Below are 16,844 nucleotides of genomic sequence, written 5' to 3'. Positions count from 1 at the left end.
TCGATGACCAATCGCATCAATATCGCCTGTCTCGGCGCTGGCCGCATGGGCCGGGGCATTGCCGTTGCCTTCGCGTATGCAGGGCACAGGGTCACGATGATCGATATCAAGGCGCGTTCCGCGGAGGACTTCACCAAGCTGGAAACGGACGCGCTTGGCGAAGTCAGGAAAACCTTCGCCAGCCTGTCGAAGCTGGGGCTCTTGGCCGAAGCGGATGTCGATCCACTTAGCGCGCGCGTCTCGGTGGTGGCGGCCGGCGGAAGCGCTGCAGCTCTGTCCGAGGCCGGCATCGTCTTCGAGGGCGTTCCTGAGGTGGTCGAGCTCAAGCGCGAAGTATTGGCGGCGGCGTCAAAGCGGGTCGGCCCTGAAACGATCATCGCGTCAACGACCTCGACCATCCTCGTCGACGATCTCTCGGGCGCGATCGTGAATCCGCGCCGCTTTCTCAATGTGCACTGGCTCAACCCGGCCTATCTCATCCCGCTGGTCGAGATTTCGCCCGGCAAGGCGACAGACCCGGCCGTCATCGGCGAGGTCAAGGCGCTGCTCGAAGGCATCGGGAAGGTGCCGGTGGTCTGTGCCGCCACACCGGGTTTCATCGTCCCCCGCATCCAGGCGCTGGCAATGAACGAGGCCGCGCGCATGGTCGAGGAAGGCGTCGCCAGCGCCGAAGAGATCGACAAGGCGATTCGCTACGGCTTCGGCTTCCGCTATGCCGTGCTCGGGCTGCTCGAATTCATCGATTGGGGCGGCGGCGATATCCTGTACTACGCCAGTCGTTACCTCGAAGGCGCGCTCGGCAGCGACCGCTATCGCGCGCCGGAGGTCATTTCCCGCAACATGCATGAGGGCCGGATCGGCCTGCGCACGGGCGCCGGCTTCCTGGATTACTCCGGGATGGACGTCGATGCTTATCGCGTGAAGCGGTTGCAGGCCATGGTCGACCTGCTCCGGCACTTCGACCTCGCCCGACCGCCCGTGCTCGATCGCGGCTAGCCGAAAACGTCCTGAAGCACGCCCTCGCGCACCACCGGGACGCCGTCGAGCTCGATAGTCGTTCCCATCATCGGCAGATCGAAATGCCCCGCCGTATAGCGCCCTGCAAATTCGTTCGCGCCGGTCGAGAACAGGAAGTTGCCGGAGACGGCCCGAATTTCGGTGCCGTTGGTGTCGCGCTGGTCGTACATGGATAGCGCTTCATAACGCGCACCAGGATTCATACCAAAGCCGACATGCGACACGGCATAGGCTTCGCGATCGCCCCAAGCGGCGAGATAGGCGCGCATCATCGCGGCATCCGTGCCTTCGCCTTCGAGTTCCACGACATAGTCGTCCTTCAGAGTCATCTTCACCGGCGAGGTCAGGTAGCGCTTGAAGGTCAGGTTGATGTCGCCGGGCGCCATCACCAGAGTGCCGTTGATGGTCCCGCTCTTGGGAAAGCTGACGACGATGCCGCCGGGCCAATGCGCGAGCGTGCCGGGCTTGTCGGTCCAGCCCCACACACCGACCGTCGACGCGCCGACCATATCGACATCGAGCGCCGTGCCGGCCTTCGAAGAGACACGCATGCGCTTCGTTCCGCGCAGCATTTTGGTTGCCACACGAACACGCTTTTCGAGCGCGGAATCCGGCACCATGCGCTCCAGCGCTTCGGGATGCTCGTTAGAGATCACCAGGATCCGCGCGCCGGCTTTGAGAATCTCCGGCGTCTCCACCGCATGCATCAGTCCTTCGATGGTGCAATCCACGACGAAGCCGGCCTGCTGAAGCGCCGTGATCACTGGACCAAGCTTTTGGATCGCCTCGCTCGCCCCGGAGGAGCGGACCGGAACGATATGCCGGTTACGCGGCGTCGGCATCACCACATGAAACGGCCGCGCGCCCATCCGCAGCAGGGCCAGCTCCGCGAGATGGACGTTCAACGCGCGTGACTGGGTCTCCGACAGGATCGCCGCGGTATCGCCGGCCTTGACGGCGCATCGCTCAAAGATCTCGCAAAACGCATCGATCCATTTTGCCTCGATACGATCAGCCAGCATGGTTCTCTCCCGGTCTTCAGGATTCTTGTTAGTTACGCTTCGGGGAAGCCCCGGAGCAAGTACGATCGCACGGCTCCCAGCAGGCCGTTCAATAGCAAGCCCAGCAGCGAGATCGTGATCAGCGGCACGAACATGTCCACGGCCTGGAAGGTTCTGGCCGCAGTCACGAGGGCGTGCCCCAGTCCGTCCGTCGACGTGATCATTTCGGCCAGAAACACCACGATGCAGGAAATGACAAGGCCAATCCGGCACCCGGTCAGGATCGACGGCATCGCTGCCGGCAGCACTACCTTGAAGAGGATTTCGTAGCGTGACGATCCCGCAGCCATGGCCGACCAGATCAGCTTCTGCTCGACGGTCGATGCACCGTAATAGGTCGACAGCAGGATCGGGAAAAGAGCATCGGCAGCCACCAATGTAATCTTCGAGCCATGACCAAATCCGAGCAGCAGCAGCAAGGCCGGATAGAGCGCGACCTTGGGCAAAGGCGCCAAGACGCGCACAATCGGCCGAACCAAGGCGTTGATCGCTGGACTAGCGGCGGCGGCGATGCCGATGCTGACACCGAGGACGACAGCAATCGCGAAGCCGGCAAACAGCCTGATCAGCGTCGCCGCGATCTCGTGCTGGAACGTCGAAGTCACGAGTTGCTGGAGCAGCCGGCCGAAGACGAAGCCTGGCGGCGGCAGCAGAACTGCGGGTGCAAAGCCGAAAGACACCAAGCCTTGCCACAGCGCGATCACCAGTGCGATCGGAGCAATCCCAAGAACGAAATTAGGGGAGAGAAGCCGCGACATCATGAGAAGCTCAGCGGCATGTCGAACTGTGGCTCGGACCAGCGCACGAGCCTGGCACGAATCCTTTCAAAAATCGCGTCGAGGCAGATTCCCATCGCTCCCACGATGATGATCATCGCAAAGACGGTTTCGTATTGGCCCATGTCGAGCGCATTGAACAGGATGTTCCCGGCACCGGACTGACGGGCAATCATCTCGCTGGTGATCATCGTGATCAGCGCCAGCACCAACCCCGTACGACACCCCGTCAGAATTTCAGGCAGGGCCGCCGGTAGCACGATCCGCACCAGACGCTGCACCGGCGAGAGCCCCATCGCAGCACCCGACCACAGCATCTTCTCTTCGACCGCCTTGGCGCCTTCGAAGCTGTGATAAATCACGGGCAGGCTGACGCCGAGGAAGATCACGAGCGTTTTCGTGATGTCGCCGACGCCGAGCCACAGCATGATGATCGGCATCAAGGCCGCCTTCGGCACGGGATAGATCACCATCAGGAGCGGATTGAAGAAGGCCGCAACTGCGGCGCTACGTCCCATCAAGAGGCCAAGCGGAATCGACACGAGCACGGCCGCGCCAAATCCCATCGCCATGCGCCGGAGCGAGGCCAGAATATTGATCAGGGATTCCTTGTCGCCAAGGATGTCCGGAATCGCTTTCATCGCTCCGATCGCGGTCGGAAAGCTGTCATTCTTCAGCGCCAGTGACGCGACCTGCCACACCACCAGCAATCCGATGCAGGCGAGCACCGGGGCAGCGCGCTTGGTCATGCCGGCCGCCGACATCATGCGGGCGCTCCGGCTTCGTCGCTCTCGTCGAACATGCGCTCGATATCGACGATGTACTTCTGGTAACGCGGATCGAGCAACAGCTCGTTGCGGCGGCGCGGTCGCGGCAGGTCGATGTCGATGACCTGCCGGATTCGCCCGGGCGATTTCGACATCATGACGACCTTGTCCGAGAGGAAGACGGCTTCGTCGACCGAATGGGTGACGAACAGCACCGTCTTGCGGTCACGCTCCCAGATGTTCAGAAGATCGTTCTGCAGGCGCGTCCTCGTGTGCGCGTCAAGCGCCCCGAACGGCTCGTCCATCAGCAGCACTTCGGGATGGTAGGCAAGTGTCCGCGCCAGCGCCACGCGCTGCTTCATGCCGCCCGACAGCTCCTTGGGATAGAAGTTCTCGTAGCCCTTGAGGCCGACCATCTCGATCAGCGCCCGGCTCTGCGCTTCGGCCTCGGTGACGCGAATTCCTTGCTGACGCGGCCCATACATCACGTTGCCGAGCACGGTCTTCCAGGGAAATAGCGCAAACTCCTGGAACACCGGTCCGCGATCCGGACCGGGCCCCGTGATCGCCTGCCCCTTCATCTTCGCCGCGCCGCTGGTTGGACTGACGAAGCCGCCGACAATGTAGAGCAGTGTCGACTTGCCGCAGCCGGACGGACCAAGGATGGAGACGAAAGCTCCCTCCTCGATCGTCAGCGAAATGTCCGAAAGCGCAACATGATCCTTGCGTGCCGAGGTCTGAAAAACCTGCGAGACGCGGTCGATCTCGATGATTGCGGAAGCCGGGTCTTGGTGCGTCACCGGTCTCACCCGTTCGCTCGATCTCGCAGACACTACCGTCATCCCGCCTTCCGTCCTACTCGCACGAAGCTTCAGCGGCACGAGCTTAGCAAGAAGCCTGCCAGACGGGCTGTCATTTTCGCACCCGTGCGGTGCGTCATTCGAACCACGGCCATTCTGCCGGGCCTTCATGCGTCACGGCTCCGCCTGGCGCCTGCCCAACCAGCCGCGCATATTTTGCCAGCGCACCTGCACGGTGGCGTGGCGGGCGCGGCTTCCAATCGCGTCGCCGCGCAGCGAGCTCCTGTTCTTCGAGCAGGACATCCATCCGCCGATTTGCCGCATCGATCCGGATCCTGTCACCATTCCGGACGAGCGCCAGCGGACCGCCAACGAATGCCTCGGGGGACACGTAGCCGATGCACATCCCGCGGGTCGCGCCGGAGAACCGGCCATCGGTGATCAGCGCCACTTTTTCACCCATGCCCTGCCCGTAGATCAGTGCGGTGACGCCAAGCATCTCACGCATGCCAGGTCCGCCGACTGGCCCTTCATTGCGGATCACGAGAACCTCGCCCGCCTTGTAACTGCGGTCACGAACGGCTGCGACGCAGGCTTCTTCATCCTCGAAAACACGCGCGACGCCTTCGAAGAATTGGCTCTTCAAGCCCGCCACCTTGATCACCGCCCCATCGGGACAGAGGTTACCCTTCAGCACCGCGACGCCACCGTCAGGCATGATCGGCGCACGAGCCGTGTGCACAACCTCTCCGTCGGGCGCGTTGGCCACACCGTACTCTTCGGCAAGTGTGCGGCCGGTGATCGACAAGCAGCCGCCATCGATATGACCGCTCTGGATCAGCTCGCGAATGATGACCGCAGCGCCGCCGATATCGTAGACATCCTTCGCCGTATACTTGCCTCCGGGGCGCAGATTGCCGATCAACGGCGTCCTGGCAAAGACCTCCCCCACATCATCGATGCTGAATGCAATTCCGGCCTCATTCGCGATCGCCGGCAGGTGCAGCGCGGCGTTGGTCGAGCCGCCCGTCGCTGCCACGATCGCCGCTCCGTTCTCCAGGGATTTCCGCGTCACGATGTCGCGCGGCAGCGGCCCGCCGCGGTCCAGCATCTCCATGATCAGTCGGCCGGCGCGTCGCGAAATCTGCGCACGCTCGGAATAGACACCGGGCACCATCGAGACGTTGGGAATGGTCAGCCCCATCGCCTCCGATACCATGCCCATGGTGTTCGCGGTGAACTGGCCGGCGCACGCACCGATCGTCGGCAGGCAGGCGCGCTCGATCCGCTCGAGCGTGGCGCCGTCGATCTCGCCAGTCATGAAGCTGCCGACAGCCTCATAGGAATCGAGCACCGTCAGCGTACGTCCATCCATGCGCCCGGGCAGCGAGCTGCCGCCATAGATGAAGATGGATGGCACGTTGCAGCGGACCATTCCCATCATCACGCCAGGAAGGGTCTTGTCGCACCCGCCGTATCCGATCAGCGCATCGTAGGCCAACCCATGGACCACGGCTTCGATCGAGTCGGCGATCAGCTCACGCGAGAACAGGGAGAACTTCATCCCCTCATGATTCATGCTGATGCCGTCGGACACCGAAACAGTCGAGAACTCACGCGGTGTACCGCCGGCCTCCTCGATCCCGGTCTTGGCTGCAGCTACCTGGAAGTCGTGGGTCATGTTGCAGGGCGTCTGCTCACCCTTCATGCTGACGATGCCCACCATCGGCTTCGCAATCGCAGCGTCGTCGAGCCCCATGGCGCGCATGAATGCACGATGCGGCGCTCGGTCGAGGCCGTCTGTGGTGACTCGGGATCGCAACTTCTTCATATATGCATCTTCTTCGTGCAGCGTCCCGGATGATCCGGAACGCCACGATGTTGGTTCGGCAATTCGCCCGCTTCTATTGCAGCGGCGCGACGATCGACGGATGCTTGAACTGTGCGACATCCAGCTTCGGCAGCATTCCTGTCTCTGCATAGATATCCAGCATCTTCTGGATCGCCGGGAAGTTCGGCGCAGCACCCGGATCGCGGCCGAAATCATTGTCCTTGAGCAGGTAGGTCTCAAGCACCGGGATGGGGGCTTTCAGCACTTCATTGACGACCTTGAGAGTCTCCTCGCGGTTCGCGAGTGCCTTCTTCATGCCCGAGGTAATATCGCGGACATAGGCCTTGACCAACTCAGGGTTCTTGTCGACGAAATCGGCACGGCAGGCTTCCAGGATGTGCACGATGTTCGGCATGGCCTGGGAGAGCGAGAACAGCTTCCTTGTGCCGCCCTTTGCCTCCGCGCGCGCAGCAAACGGCTGGTTCATATTGACCGCGTCGACGCGGCCTTGGCGCAGCGCGTCCTCGGAGACGGCAAAGCCGACCTCGACCAGCTTGATGTCCTTGGCCGGATCGACGCCATTCTGCTTCAAGAGCAGATTGAACGGCCCTTGCGTACCGCCACCGATCACGGAAATGCCGACGGTCTTGCCCTTGAGATCCGCGATTGACTTGATGGGCGAGTCATCCTTGACGGCCCAGTAAACCGAGAAGCCGCCGGGCATCTCGAAAACATGCTGCGCGACGATATAGGCCTTGAGATTGCCGCCGACGACCCCATTGGAGAGGGAGAGCGGCGCCTGCGTCGCGCAGTCCAGCGCACCTGCCGCCAGGGCCTGCGTCATCGGCGCGGTGCCCTGGAATTGGGTCCATTCGATGTTGTAGGTCTTGCCGAGATTGGGAAACTCTGCCGGCCTGCGCATCATCCAGTACTTGGACTCCTCCGCAGGGATGGTCCAGCCGACGCGGATCGTCTGCTGCCCCCATGACGGGCTTGCGCCCGCGCTCACGGCGGCTGCCGCCCCCAAAGCCAGGATCCACTTCGAAACGGTTCGCATCGTGCCACTCCGCTGCTCCGGCGCCGACTGGCGCCGCCAACCCGACCGCCTCAAATGTTTCATGGTTCAAACAATCAGGCAAGCCATGCGAGGTGGGCGATCTTGCCGGCAGGTAGGCTATGTATGGTAAAGCGGCGTCTGCGACAGAAGGAGGCAACCTATGGCTGACGACAGCAAGAACCGCACCGAGAAGCTCGGCTATCTCGGCCTCGGACTCATGGGAACGCCGATGACCCGACGCCTGCTGAAGGCCGGCTATCAGGTCGCTGTCTGGAATCGCTCGGAGGGCAAGGTGGCGCCGCTCGTCGAGGCTGGTGCCAAGCACGTGGTTACGCCCCGAGATCTGCTGGCGAGCTCGGATATCGTCTTCATGTGCGTGACGGATGCGGCGGCGGTGGAGGAGGTGATCTTCGGGCCCGAAGGTCTGGCAGCAGCCCTTGGCGCGGGCAAGCTTGTGGTCGACTTCTCGTCTATCCATCCCGACGCGGCGCGCGATCTCGCAACGCGATTGAAAGACGCGAACGGGACGGGCTGGATCGATGCGCCGGTGTCCGGGGGCACGAAGGGCGCCGAGGAAGGCACGCTCGCCATCATGGCGGGGGGAGAAGCTGGCGACATCGAGAGGGTGCGGCCCTATGTGCTGGCCATGGCGCGCAGGTTCACGCACATGGGCCCGGTCGGCGCCGGCCAGACCACAAAGCTGTGCAACCAGGTGATCGTCGGATGCGCGATGGCCGTGCTCGCGGAAGCAACCCGCCTTGCCGTGAACGCCGGAATTGACGCCAACCGATTGCCCGAAGCGCTCGCCGGCGGATTTGCGGATTCAATCCCGCTCCAGCTGTTCGTGCCACGAATGGTCAACGGCATTCACAGCCCGCCGCTCGGCCACATCGCCACGATGCTCAAGGATCTCGATACGGTCGCCGATGTTGCACAGGCAACCTCGACGCCGGTGCCGATGGCCGCGCTTGCCGGACAGCTTTTCAGGCTGGCGAAGGCCGCGCGAGGTGCGGACGCGGACGCGCTGGAGATCTACAAGCTTTCGGCGGCAGAGCGCAAAGCAGTATAGGGGGCGCGTTACGGCACGTTCTTGCGCTCATCGTCGGCTATGAAACGACCGAACGCCCCTCGCGCAAAGAGCAGCGGCTCCTTCGGATTGTAGGTATATGCCTCGACCGCGCCGAGAAAGATCACGTGGTCACCGCCATAATAGCGATTCACGGAGCGGCATTGAAAGTTGGCGACGCTCTCGGCTAGCACTGGCGCGTTGCCGAGGCCAGGGGTCCAGTCGACGCCTGTGAACTTGTCGTCCGACGATCTTGCAAATTTGTTTGCGAGCGCCTGCTGCGAAGCGCCGAGAACGTTGACGCTGAAATGGCTGGCGTTCTGGAAGACGGTCAGGCTCGAGGAATAGACGACGAGGCTCCACAGAACCAGCGGGGGATTCAGCGAGACCGAGGCGAAGGAATTGCATGTCAGCCCGTACGGCGTGCCGTCGGGCGCTGCCGCCGCGATGATCGTCACGCCCGTTGCATACGTCCCGAGCGCGTTGCGAAAGTCGCGAGGATCAATCTGCGAGCTGTCGCTCGCGAGCTCGTTGGCAGGATCCGGAGCGCGAGGCTGCTTCGGCAAGTCATTCATCGGCCGACCTCACAGCGTGAGATTCTCGGAGGGCAGGCCGAGGGCCACCCGTCCGTAGTTGGTCCCGGCCGCATCGAAGTTGAATGCGAGATGTGAGTTGATCGCGTGCGCATCGCGGAACTGCCGCTGTAACACGCCGCTCGTGAACAGCCCGCGCGCGCCGCTGGCCGCAAACAGCATCGAGACTGCGTCCGTGCACAAGTTCACGGAAAAGGATCCGTCGCGGCGGTATCTGGTCTTGGTCGCCATATCGGGAATATGGCCGCGCCGCGCGTCCTCCATGGCATCGAGACAAGCCGATCGCATGATCAGGCGCGCAGCGTCGATCTTGGCCGAGGCCTCGGCGATCTTGATCTGCGTGCTTTGAAAATCGCTCAGCTTGGCGCGGTTGTAGGTCGAAATACGATGACGCGCGACCTCCGTGTAATCGTCGAGGCACGCCTGCGCATTCCCCAGCGCGACACCGGAAAGGACGTAAGGAAATAGTGAGAAGACAGGCAGCGCATACAGAGGATTCGGATTGACCGTGCTTCCCGGCGTCGGGCCACCCGAGAGGTCCCCTACGGCGACCGTCATATGGTCAGGAACGAAAGCGTCGCTGACCTCCACATCGCACGACCCCGTCCCGCGCAATCCCGCGACATTCCAGGTGTCCAGTACCTTGTAGTCGCCGCTCGGTAGCAGGAATATCCGATACTCGATACCGTCCGCCTCATCGTCGGAATAGACCACGCTTGCCAGCATGTTCCATTCGCAGGAGGCAACACCCGAGGAGAACGGCCAGCTGCCGCGCAACTGGTATCCGCCCTCGACTTTCGTCGCGCGCCCGGCCGGAAAAATGAACGAGGATGCAATCAGCGTATCCGGATCGCGGCCCCAGACCAGATCCTGCGCCCGTCGCTCGAACATGCCGAGCATCCAATGATGGCTCGCCAGGTTGGCGAGATTCCAGGCGACCGACGCATCCGCCTGCCCGAGCAGTTCAGCGCAATCGACGAGAGCGACATAGTCGAGCTCAGCGCCACCAATCCGGGCCGGCTGGAGCATCCGGAACAAGCCGGCCTCATGAAGATCCGTCTCTGTTTCCGAAGGCAGATGCCGCAGCTCCTCCGTCCGTGCCGCCCGCTCCCGTAGTCGCGGAAGGAGGCTCCGGGCCTTCGCGATCATGGCCGCATAGACCTCACCGCCGGCTTGCAGACCTGCGGGCTGGGTCATGCTCGGCTCCTGGCCAGGCGCCATTCGTGTCCCTCGCTTTCACACATTTATGCGGCGGGACCTTCGCCAAATCAAGCCGAGCCAGTGCCTCAAGTCGACCTCGGAGGCTTGACCAACCCAAAAGCGCCCTTCTCGCCAAAATCCGCGATCCGACGTTCGTCGTAGCCGAGCATATCTTGCAGGATCTGCTTGGTGTGCTCGCCCAAAAGAGGTGCCGCGACGGGGTCGACCGCGCCTGTCAGGCTCATCGTAATCGGCGGCTCGATGTTGGGCACCCACTCGGCTGTCGGATGCGGAATCCGGTTCAAGCGATGGCGCTCGCGAGCCTCGGGGGCATTGAAGCCCTCCTCGACCGTCCGGAGATAGCCGACCGGGATATTGGCCAGCTTCATCTTCGCCATCCAGTTCTCGAGCGTATCGCTGGCGAAGACTTCGGCAATGGCTGCCCGCAGCAGCTCCTTGTTCTCCGAACGGGCTTTGCGCGTCGCAAACTGCGGATCGGTGATGAGATCGGGCCGATTCAGCACCTCGACCACAAGCCGGCGGTAGAGCCGGTCGTTGGCGCAGGCCATGTAGAGCGGCCCATCTGAGGCCTCGTAGACTCCGACGGTCGGAGACCCGCTCGGCGAATTGCCGAACCGGCCGGGATTTTCGCCGTTGATGAGATAGGCCATGCCGTAGAAACCGGTCATCCCCATCGCAACGTCGAACAGGGCGACTTCGACATGCTGCCCCCGGCCGAGCCGCTCCCGCGCCAGCAGCGCCAGCAGGATGGCATTGCAGGCGGACATCCCCGTCGCCATGTCGACGATGGGCGGGCCGGTGCGAACCGCCGGTCCATCGGCAAATCCGTTGAGCGACATGAAGCCGCTTTCCGCCTGGGTGATCGGATCGAAGCCTGGCCGGGAGGCAAACGGTCCGCTGCGTCCGTAGGCGGAGATCGAGCAATAGACCAGCCGCGGGTTCAGCGGCGCGACCGATTCATAGTCGAGCCCGAACTTCTTCATGACCCCGCTCGAAAAATTCTCCACGACCACATCTGCCTTGCGGATCAGGTCCAGCGCGATCTCGCGCGCCTCCGGCACGGCAAGATCGAGCGCGATGCCGCGCTTGTTGCGGTTCAGGCTGAGAAAGGCGGCGCTCTCACCTCCAATCTCCGCGTGCTCATAGGCGCGCGTGTCGTCGCCGCCATCGGGATTCTCGATCTTGATGACGTGCGCACCGTAGTCGGCGAGTGTCTGGGTGCAGGCCGGGCCAGCGACCACACGCGTGAAATCAACGACCAATAGACCATCGAGCGCGGTCGGCCCTCCCGTCCCTTGCGAGGAACGTAACGGCAATTGAGGCTTGGTGGGCATCGGTCGCGCTCTCCCTTACATCGGCTTATGGCCGCCGAATTTCCTGCAAGAGCAAGCTTAAAGCCCGGCGCTGCCGACTTCGCAAGTCCCACGCCGGCATCGCTTCAATACGCAAAAAGGACCCGGCAGCCCCCAGGCTGCCGGGTCCTCGGACGTTCCAGGCGCGTACTGGCCATTGGATAGACGGCGCGTTCCGTGCGGCGGCAAACCTGCTCAGTGCAGCCACTTCCGCCAATAGAGCGTATGCGCCCAGGCCCAAGGGGTCTCGGGCTCGAACAGCCGATAGCCCGCCTGAATGAAGTTGTTCGCTGATACCGGGTTGTCCGTCGTATCGGAGACAATGCTGTCCCATCCGATACGCCGCGCCCTCGCCTCCACCGCACGCATCAATCTGCGCTGAAGGCCGCGCCCCCAATGCCGTTGCAACACGCCAACTCTGGAGAAATAACCGGCGTTTCGAACGCGGGTCGAGGGCACAATTCCGGAGAAGGCGACTGCGTCCGCGTTGTGATAAGCCATCCACCACGCGCCGACGTCGAACGTGGGCATCGCCGCGGCATCGAAAAACGTGAGTCGATGCAGATCAGTTAAGCTTTCAGCAACGTCATCATCGGACGCATCGACGATACGAATTCTGTACATGAGCCACTCATTGGGCAGCAGATCTTGATCGGGCACGGAGCGACGTCAACGGTGCCATGAAGGCTCATTTACCCAGTACCACCTTGACGCCAAGCCAGACGGCACCCATCAGGCCAGTGGCAATCACTGTGATCACTGCCTTGAAGGTGTAGCTCTGGGCCTGCTCCACGCTCTTTCGCCACCTCCGCAGGTGCTGAAGATCGGCTCGCATCTCGCTGCCGACCCATTGCACGATCCACATCGTGAAGGCATCTGCGGCGGCGCCGGCGCCGCCGATGTCGATGAAGGCACGGAGCGGCAGCAGCGGATCTGCGGCAACTTTGCCGATCCGCCCCTGCGCGCGCGCTTCCGAGAGCAGCGAGGCAAAATAAGCACCCTCGAAGGCGCGTGCATAGTCTCCCTCCCAGATGTGATCGTAGCGCTCCGGATAGAGCTTCTGGTCGAGCAGCCGCTCCTCCTCGAGCACATCCGGAAACCAGGGATTGTCGCGCCAGTTCGCCTTCACGACCACGGCGCCGTCCGGCTGCCGCCCGCGCAGAAAATCGTCGATCGCATCGCTCTTGCGACGCGGATTCCAGCTCGACCAGAGCTCGGAGTCCTTGGCACGGATCGTCGGCCGCAGCAGCGCGAGGCTGCGTGCGCTCAAGGATTGCGCCTCGTCGATCCAGGCGATGCGAAACCCCTCCAGGGATTTGATCGAGTCGGCGGTGTGATCCTGAAGCCCGCGGAAGATAATGAGTCCGTCGCCGGGCGTCTCGATCTTGTCGCTGAATAACTTGAAGCCGTGCCCGAGCCCGAGGCTTGCGATCTTGCCTTCGATCAAGCGCTTCGACGATTGCGCCAGCGTGCGCTGCGCCTCGCGGATGCAGACCGCGAGCGTGCCGCGCTCGGCCTGGCAGGTCTCGACCAGGAGCTCGCCGAAGAAATGCGATTTGCCCGAGCCACGTCCGCCATAAACGCCCTTGTAGCGCGCAGGTTTCAGCAGCGGCTCGAAGATTTTTGCGGTCGGAATTTTCAGGATGGACACGAGATGCCCTCGTTCGCAAAGGCATCAAACGAAAAACCCGCGCCGGATTGCATCCGCGCGGGCAACACCAACTTCTGTCGATGATGCCATTCTGCCAGTGTTTTGCCCGACGGGTCAACGGTCAATCGAGGCGCGATTGCAGATTGGAAGCTCCGCCATCTCGAGCGTCGTGACGGCGTCACCGCTGTTCGAGCTCGGCGGATGCACGATGATGCGCTCGATCCGGTGAATCAATTCCAGCACGCCGTCCTCGCCGTTCTCGACTGGCTGTGCGGCCTTGCCCCAGCCGCGATCGAGGATGGCGTTGGCCGCCGAGACGCGCGCCGCGGGCGTTGCATCCTCGCTGCGCATGACGCCGACGAGCACCCTGATGGCGGTTCGGGTGTGGCTGCGCGCGAGCGAGCGGATTTCGGTCAGGTTACGCGCCCGCGTCGACTTCGCGCGCGCGGGCAAGCGGGCCGGCGCCGGCTCGTCCTCACCTGCGATGATGTCCTCGCTCACGCGAACGTCTCCCACAGCACGATGGCAACGAGGCCCGCGACGGCAAGCGATATCAGGTAGGCGGTCATCATCTCTCCTTGTCAAGAAAATGCGCGGCAGATCGCGCGAAGAGCGCGATCGTTTCGGGCGCGAACCCTATCTCCGGTCCCGGAGACCGCAGCGGCGCGGGCACGCGGCCCTGCGCCGCGGGCCGGCACGTTCGCGCGTGCACGGCCAGCAATGGGTTCGGACGACGGCGCGCCGATCGGCGCTCTCTCAACGCGTTATCAAGCGAGTGCGTGGCCGCAATGCGCCGCCGCCGTCCGATTGCGACATCGAGAACGAAAAAACCCGCGGCGGATTGTTCCGCGCGGGTGAACCAAGCTCGTCTCGATGATGGCATTATGCCGGTGTTTTGCCCGACGTGTCAAAACCTTCCGCTGAATTGAAAAAGCCCGCCGCGGATTGCGTCCCGCGCGGGCCAAAGCAAACTCGTTTCGATGATGCCATTCTGCCAGTGTTTTGCCCGACGTGTCAAACGAACGAATTCGCACAAGCCGCGTTGGACAATCAGGAGCGACCGGCCATGACCATCAAGACGACCTCACCCGGCACATCGCAAGACGAGACGTTGCGAGATCGTCCGGGCTCAAAGCCGCGCATCGACAAGGAACACTCCACGCAGATCGTCGAAGGCGCCGACGCGACGGCGGATGACGGCCGCGATCTCGCGCATGGCGAGGGCGGCAGCATCGATCTGCCCACACAACCCGGCGATTTGGCGAAGGACGATTAGCCCGCGGCACAAGCGGCGCGCATCTCGATGATGCCATTGTGCCGGTGTTTTGCCCGACGTGTCAACGCGCCGAACAGGCGAGAGCCTCATCTCCCACCTCGATATGTGGTGCGGAAGGGACTTGCTTCAAGCCCCCGGTGATCGCGTAAGACCCCTCGGCCTGAACATCCAGTCGAGGGGTCACGACATGCCTGTATCGCTTCCGACGTCCCGGCCGCACGGCCGAACGCGAGCAGAACGCGCAAGCACCGGCCATGATGTCATCATCGCCGGCGCCGGCCCGACCGGCCTGATGTTGGCCGCCGAGCTCGCGCTGGCTCAAATCGACGTCGCGATCGTCGAGCGGCGCGCGAGCCAGGACATCGCCGAGACGCGCGCCGGCGGACTTCACGCGCGCAGCATCGAGATCCTCTATCAGCGCGGCATTGTCGATCGCTTCCTGCGCGAAGGGCAAATCACCCAGCTCGCCGGCTTCGCCTGGACCAGGCTCGACATCGGCGATCTCCCCACCCGCCATCCCTACGGGCTCGCGCTGCGGCAGAACCAGATCGAGCGCCTGCTGGCCGAATGGGTCTCCGAGCTCGCGGTGCCGATCTATCGCAGCCGCGAGGTGACGGGCTTCGCGCAGGACGAGACCGGCCTCGACGTCACGCTGTCCGGCGGCGAGCGCCTGCGCGCGCTTTATCTCGTCGGCTGCGACGGCGGCCGCAGCGCGGTGCGCAAGAGCGCCGGCATCGACTTCCCCGGCTCAGAACCGACGCTGAGCAACCTCATGGCCGAGGTCGAGATGCGCGCGGCGCCGGCATTCGGCCTGCGTCACGACGCGCTCGGCTTCCACGGCCTCAGCAAGACCGAGAGCGGGCACGTGCTGGTCGTGCTGACGGAGGCGACGCTCGCGCGCACTGGCGAGCCCTCTTTAAGCGATCTCAGCGCGGCGCTCGAAGCCGTCTACGGCACCGATTTCGGCGTGCACAACCCCGCCTGGATCTCCCGCTTCACCGACGCGGCGCGGCAGGCGGCGTCCTATCGCAGGGGCCGCGTGCTGCTCGCCGGCGATGCCGCCCACATTCATCATTCCGTCGGCGGCCAGGGCCTCAACCTCGGTGTGCAGGACGCGGTCAATCTCGGCTGGAAGCTGGCGCAGGTGGTCAGGCGCATCTCGCCCGAGAGCCTGCTCGACACCTATCACAGCGAGCGCCATCCCGTCGCCGCGCGCGTGCTGAAGACCACCATGGCGCAGATCGCCCTGCTCCGCCGCGGCGACGACGGCCGCAAGGCCGCCCGCGAGGTGATCGCCGAGCTGCTCGCCATGGACGAGCCGCGGCAACGCTTCGGCGCGATGATGAGCGGGCTCGACATCGCTTACGATCTCGGCGAAGGCCCCGCGCTGCTCGGCCGCCGCATGCCCGATCTCGATCTCGTGGCGGGCGGGCGGCCGCTGCGACTGTTCACGCTGCTGCACGGCGCGCGCGGCGTGCTGCTCAATTTCGGCAAGCGCGGCAGCATCGACATCGCGCCCTGGGCGGATCGCCTGGAGTTCGTCGATGCCGATTACGACGGCGCCTGGCAGCTTCCGGTCATCGGAGCGGTCGCCGCGCCGAGCGCCGTGCTGGTGCGGCCCGATGGCCATGTGGCCTGGGTGGGCGACGAGAGCCAGAACGGACTTGTGGAGGCGCTGACGCGGTGGTTCGGGCCGGGTGGCGCGAAGGCGTACTACTCCTGAACCACGCCACTCTAGATCGCTTCAAAACATGGCGTCTAGTCCGAGCTCCACACAAGGAGAGGCCAGTTCGTTGCCTTTGGGGGCTCACCTGTCAGTCGCGATAGCCCTTGCACTTTGTCTCTTCTTTGTACTCACCGTGCTTGCCCCACTTCCGCTCGATCTTGCAGGGGCCGCGGTAATACTCCTGCTTGTATTCGCGGTCGTAGTTATAGGCGCGGTAAGGACCCCGATCGTAGCCCCATCGGCCTTTGCCGCTCTCATCCTTCCACGGGTCGGCGAGTGCTGGTGTCGCGATCAGGCCGAGAACAACTCCGATTATCGAAAGCGCGTGCTTCATGGCTGGACCCTTCAAATAGCTGCCCAGCGCCGGGCAACAAGGAAGGCGCTGGGCTTCCGGCGGTGCTAAGACGTCAACGTAGTGCCACTCAACACCGCCCGAACGCTCAAAACAACAGAGCTATTGTACGACACGAAGAAAATAGTAGCCGACGCCACCGATCACGAGAACCGTAGGCACGGCCCAAAGCAGTACGACTGGCATGGTTTCCTCCTCCTTTTTCTGCCCGCTAGTTAAACTGGGGAAAGAGGGTTCCGGTTCCGGGCCGAACAAGCGCCATCCACTCGCTCCGGGCAGCGCGGTGTCCACTCTGGGT

17 protein-coding genes and 1 pseudogene are annotated in these 16,844 nt (G+C 63.4%); 4 read left to right on the top strand and 14 right to left on the bottom strand.

Features of this window, described 5'->3' with window-relative positions:
• The first annotated feature begins 3 nt into the window (after positions 1-3).
• Entirely contained in the window at positions 4-996 is a 993-nt protein-coding gene (locus ACM43_RS00110) for a 3-hydroxybutyryl-CoA dehydrogenase (RefSeq protein WP_271537196.1), read from the top strand.
• Here the strand turns inward: ACM43_RS00110 and ACM43_RS00105 are convergent.
• The 6 genes from ACM43_RS00105 to ACM43_RS00080 all read right to left on the bottom strand — a co-directional run bounded on the left by ACM43_RS00105 (position 993) and on the right by ACM43_RS00080 (position 7,309).
• Positions 993-2,039, bottom strand: a complete 1,047-nt coding sequence (locus ACM43_RS00105; protein WP_271537194.1) for a peptidase M29 — start codon at positions 2,037-2,039, stop codon at positions 993-995. The genes ACM43_RS00110 and ACM43_RS00105 overlap by 4 nt on opposite strands.
• A 32-nt stretch (positions 2,040-2,071) precedes the next feature.
• On the bottom strand, positions 2,072-2,839 hold the full coding sequence (locus ACM43_RS00100; RefSeq protein WP_271537192.1) for an ABC transporter permease: 768 nt from the start codon (positions 2,837-2,839) through the stop codon (positions 2,072-2,074).
• Positions 2,836-3,621: an ABC transporter permease gene (locus ACM43_RS00095; protein ID WP_271537191.1), complete on the bottom strand. Its 786-nt coding sequence runs from the start codon at positions 3,619-3,621 to the stop codon at positions 2,836-2,838. The genes ACM43_RS00100 and ACM43_RS00095 overlap by 4 nt, the downstream gene beginning before the upstream one ends.
• The gene (locus ACM43_RS00090) at positions 3,618-4,463 is read right to left on the bottom strand and encodes an ABC transporter ATP-binding protein (protein ID WP_271537189.1); all 846 of its coding nucleotides are present in this window, start codon (positions 4,461-4,463) and stop codon (positions 3,618-3,620) included. Before ACM43_RS00090 ends, ACM43_RS00095 begins: the two co-directional genes overlap by 4 nt.
• 94 nt (positions 4,464-4,557) lie before the next feature.
• Positions 4,558-6,252 (bottom strand): dihydroxy-acid dehydratase, encoded by a 1,695-nt coding sequence (gene ilvD / locus ACM43_RS00085; protein ID WP_271537472.1) that lies wholly within the window; start codon positions 6,250-6,252, stop codon positions 4,558-4,560.
• 73 nt (positions 6,253-6,325) lie between these two features.
• Positions 6,326-7,309, bottom strand: a complete 984-nt coding sequence (locus tag ACM43_RS00080; RefSeq protein ID WP_057028661.1) for an ABC transporter substrate-binding protein — start codon at positions 7,307-7,309, stop codon at positions 6,326-6,328.
• A 160-nt stretch (positions 7,310-7,469) separates the two neighbouring features.
• Between ACM43_RS00080 and ACM43_RS00075 the strand changes: the two genes are divergently transcribed.
• A complete protein-coding gene (locus ACM43_RS00075) occupies positions 7,470-8,378 on the top strand; it encodes an NAD(P)-dependent oxidoreductase (protein ID WP_157285611.1) in 909 nt (302 codons plus the stop codon).
• An 8-nt stretch (positions 8,379-8,386) separates the two neighbouring features.
• On the opposite strand, the gene ACM43_RS00070 is transcribed toward ACM43_RS00075, so the two are convergent.
• The 6 genes and pseudogenes from ACM43_RS00070 to ACM43_RS00045 all read right to left on the bottom strand — a co-directional run bounded on the left by ACM43_RS00070 (position 8,387) and on the right by ACM43_RS00045 (position 13,693).
• Entirely contained in the window at positions 8,387-8,950 is a 564-nt protein-coding gene (locus ACM43_RS00070) for a flavin reductase family protein (protein WP_271537183.1), read from the bottom strand.
• Positions 8,951-8,959: 9 nt separating this feature from the next.
• The gene (locus ACM43_RS00065) at positions 8,960-10,165 is read right to left on the bottom strand and encodes an acyl-CoA dehydrogenase family protein (RefSeq protein ID WP_271537181.1); all 1,206 of its coding nucleotides are present in this window, start codon (positions 10,163-10,165) and stop codon (positions 8,960-8,962) included.
• A gap of 89 nt (positions 10,166-10,254) precedes the next feature.
• Complete coding sequence (locus ACM43_RS00060; RefSeq protein ID WP_271537179.1) at positions 10,255-11,523, bottom strand: CaiB/BaiF CoA transferase family protein; 1,269 nt, start codon at positions 11,521-11,523, stop codon at positions 10,255-10,257.
• Between the two features lie 213 nt (positions 11,524-11,736).
• A complete protein-coding gene (locus ACM43_RS00055) occupies positions 11,737-12,165 on the bottom strand; it encodes a GNAT family N-acetyltransferase (protein WP_271537470.1) in 429 nt (142 codons plus the stop codon).
• Positions 12,166-12,577: 412 nt separating this feature from the next.
• Positions 12,578-13,192, bottom strand: a pseudogene (locus ACM43_RS38540) (PBSX family phage terminase large subunit); the annotation flags it as partial.
• 114 nt (positions 13,193-13,306) lie between these two features.
• Positions 13,307-13,693, bottom strand: a complete 387-nt coding sequence (locus ACM43_RS00045; RefSeq protein ID WP_442869233.1) for a hypothetical protein — start codon at positions 13,691-13,693, stop codon at positions 13,307-13,309.
• 565 nt (positions 13,694-14,258) lie between these two features.
• On the opposite strand from ACM43_RS00045, the gene ACM43_RS00040 reads away from it, so the two are divergent.
• Positions 14,259-14,468, top strand: a complete 210-nt coding sequence (locus ACM43_RS00040; RefSeq protein ID WP_271537175.1) for a hypothetical protein — start codon at positions 14,259-14,261, stop codon at positions 14,466-14,468.
• A gap of 187 nt (positions 14,469-14,655) precedes the next feature.
• On the top strand, positions 14,656-16,191 hold the full coding sequence (locus ACM43_RS00035; protein ID WP_271537173.1) for an FAD-dependent monooxygenase: 1,536 nt from the start codon (positions 14,656-14,658) through the stop codon (positions 16,189-16,191).
• A gap of 91 nt (positions 16,192-16,282) precedes the next feature.
• Here ACM43_RS00035 and ACM43_RS00030 read toward each other — a convergent pair whose 3' ends face one another.
• A complete protein-coding gene (locus ACM43_RS00030; protein ID WP_271537171.1) occupies positions 16,283-16,528 on the bottom strand; it encodes a hypothetical protein in 246 nt (81 codons plus the stop codon).
• 120 nt (positions 16,529-16,648) lie between these two features.
• A partial coding sequence (locus ACM43_RS00025) for a hypothetical protein (protein ID WP_271537169.1) occupies positions 16,649-16,844 on the bottom strand: 196 nt, incomplete at its 5' end.

This window comes from Bradyrhizobium sp. CCBAU 45321, from assembly GCF_028128975.1.
GTDB lineage: Bacteria > Pseudomonadota > Alphaproteobacteria > Rhizobiales > Xanthobacteraceae > Bradyrhizobium > Bradyrhizobium yuanmingense.
This window is presented reverse-complemented; position numbering and strand designations above follow the sequence as displayed.

Bases quoted from the DNA above. Each gene is read 5' to 3' on its own strand.
- ACM43_RS00110 (WP_271537196.1), top strand. From the start codon at position 4: ATGACCAATCGCATCAATATCGCCTGTCTCGGCGCTGGCCGCATGGGC.
- ACM43_RS00090 (WP_271537189.1), bottom strand. From the start codon at position 4,463: ATGACGGTAGTGTCTGCGAGATCGAGCGAACGGGTGAGACCGGTGACG.
- ACM43_RS00040 (WP_271537175.1), top strand. From the start codon at position 14,259: ATGACCATCAAGACGACCTCACCCGGCACATCGCAAGACGAGACGTTG.
- ACM43_RS00100 (WP_271537192.1), bottom strand. From the start codon at position 2,839: ATGATGTCGCGGCTTCTCTCCCCTAATTTCGTTCTTGGGATTGCTCCG.
- ACM43_RS00060 (WP_271537179.1), bottom strand. From the start codon at position 11,523: ATGCCCACCAAGCCTCAATTGCCGTTACGTTCCTCGCAAGGGACGGGA.
- ACM43_RS00035 (WP_271537173.1), top strand. From the start codon at position 14,656: ATGCCTGTATCGCTTCCGACGTCCCGGCCGCACGGCCGAACGCGAGCA.
- ACM43_RS00095 (WP_271537191.1), bottom strand. From the start codon at position 3,621: ATGATGTCGGCGGCCGGCATGACCAAGCGCGCTGCCCCGGTGCTCGCC.
- ACM43_RS00105 (WP_271537194.1), bottom strand. From the start codon at position 2,039: ATGCTGGCTGATCGTATCGAGGCAAAATGGATCGATGCGTTTTGCGAG.
- ACM43_RS00075 (WP_157285611.1), top strand. From the start codon at position 7,470: ATGGCTGACGACAGCAAGAACCGCACCGAGAAGCTCGGCTATCTCGGC.
- ilvD (WP_271537472.1), bottom strand. From the start codon at position 6,252: ATGAAGAAGTTGCGATCCCGAGTCACCACAGACGGCCTCGACCGAGCG.
- ACM43_RS00080 (WP_057028661.1), bottom strand. From the start codon at position 7,309: ATGCGAACCGTTTCGAAGTGGATCCTGGCTTTGGGGGCGGCAGCCGCC.
- ACM43_RS00070 (WP_271537183.1), bottom strand. From the start codon at position 8,950: ATGAATGACTTGCCGAAGCAGCCTCGCGCTCCGGATCCTGCCAACGAG.
- ACM43_RS00065 (WP_271537181.1), bottom strand. From the start codon at position 10,165: ATGACCCAGCCCGCAGGTCTGCAAGCCGGCGGTGAGGTCTATGCGGCC.
- ACM43_RS00055 (WP_271537470.1), bottom strand. From the start codon at position 12,165: ATGTACAGAATTCGTATCGTCGATGCGTCCGATGATGACGTTGCTGAA.
- ACM43_RS00030 (WP_271537171.1), bottom strand. From the start codon at position 16,528: ATGAAGCACGCGCTTTCGATAATCGGAGTTGTTCTCGGCCTGATCGCG.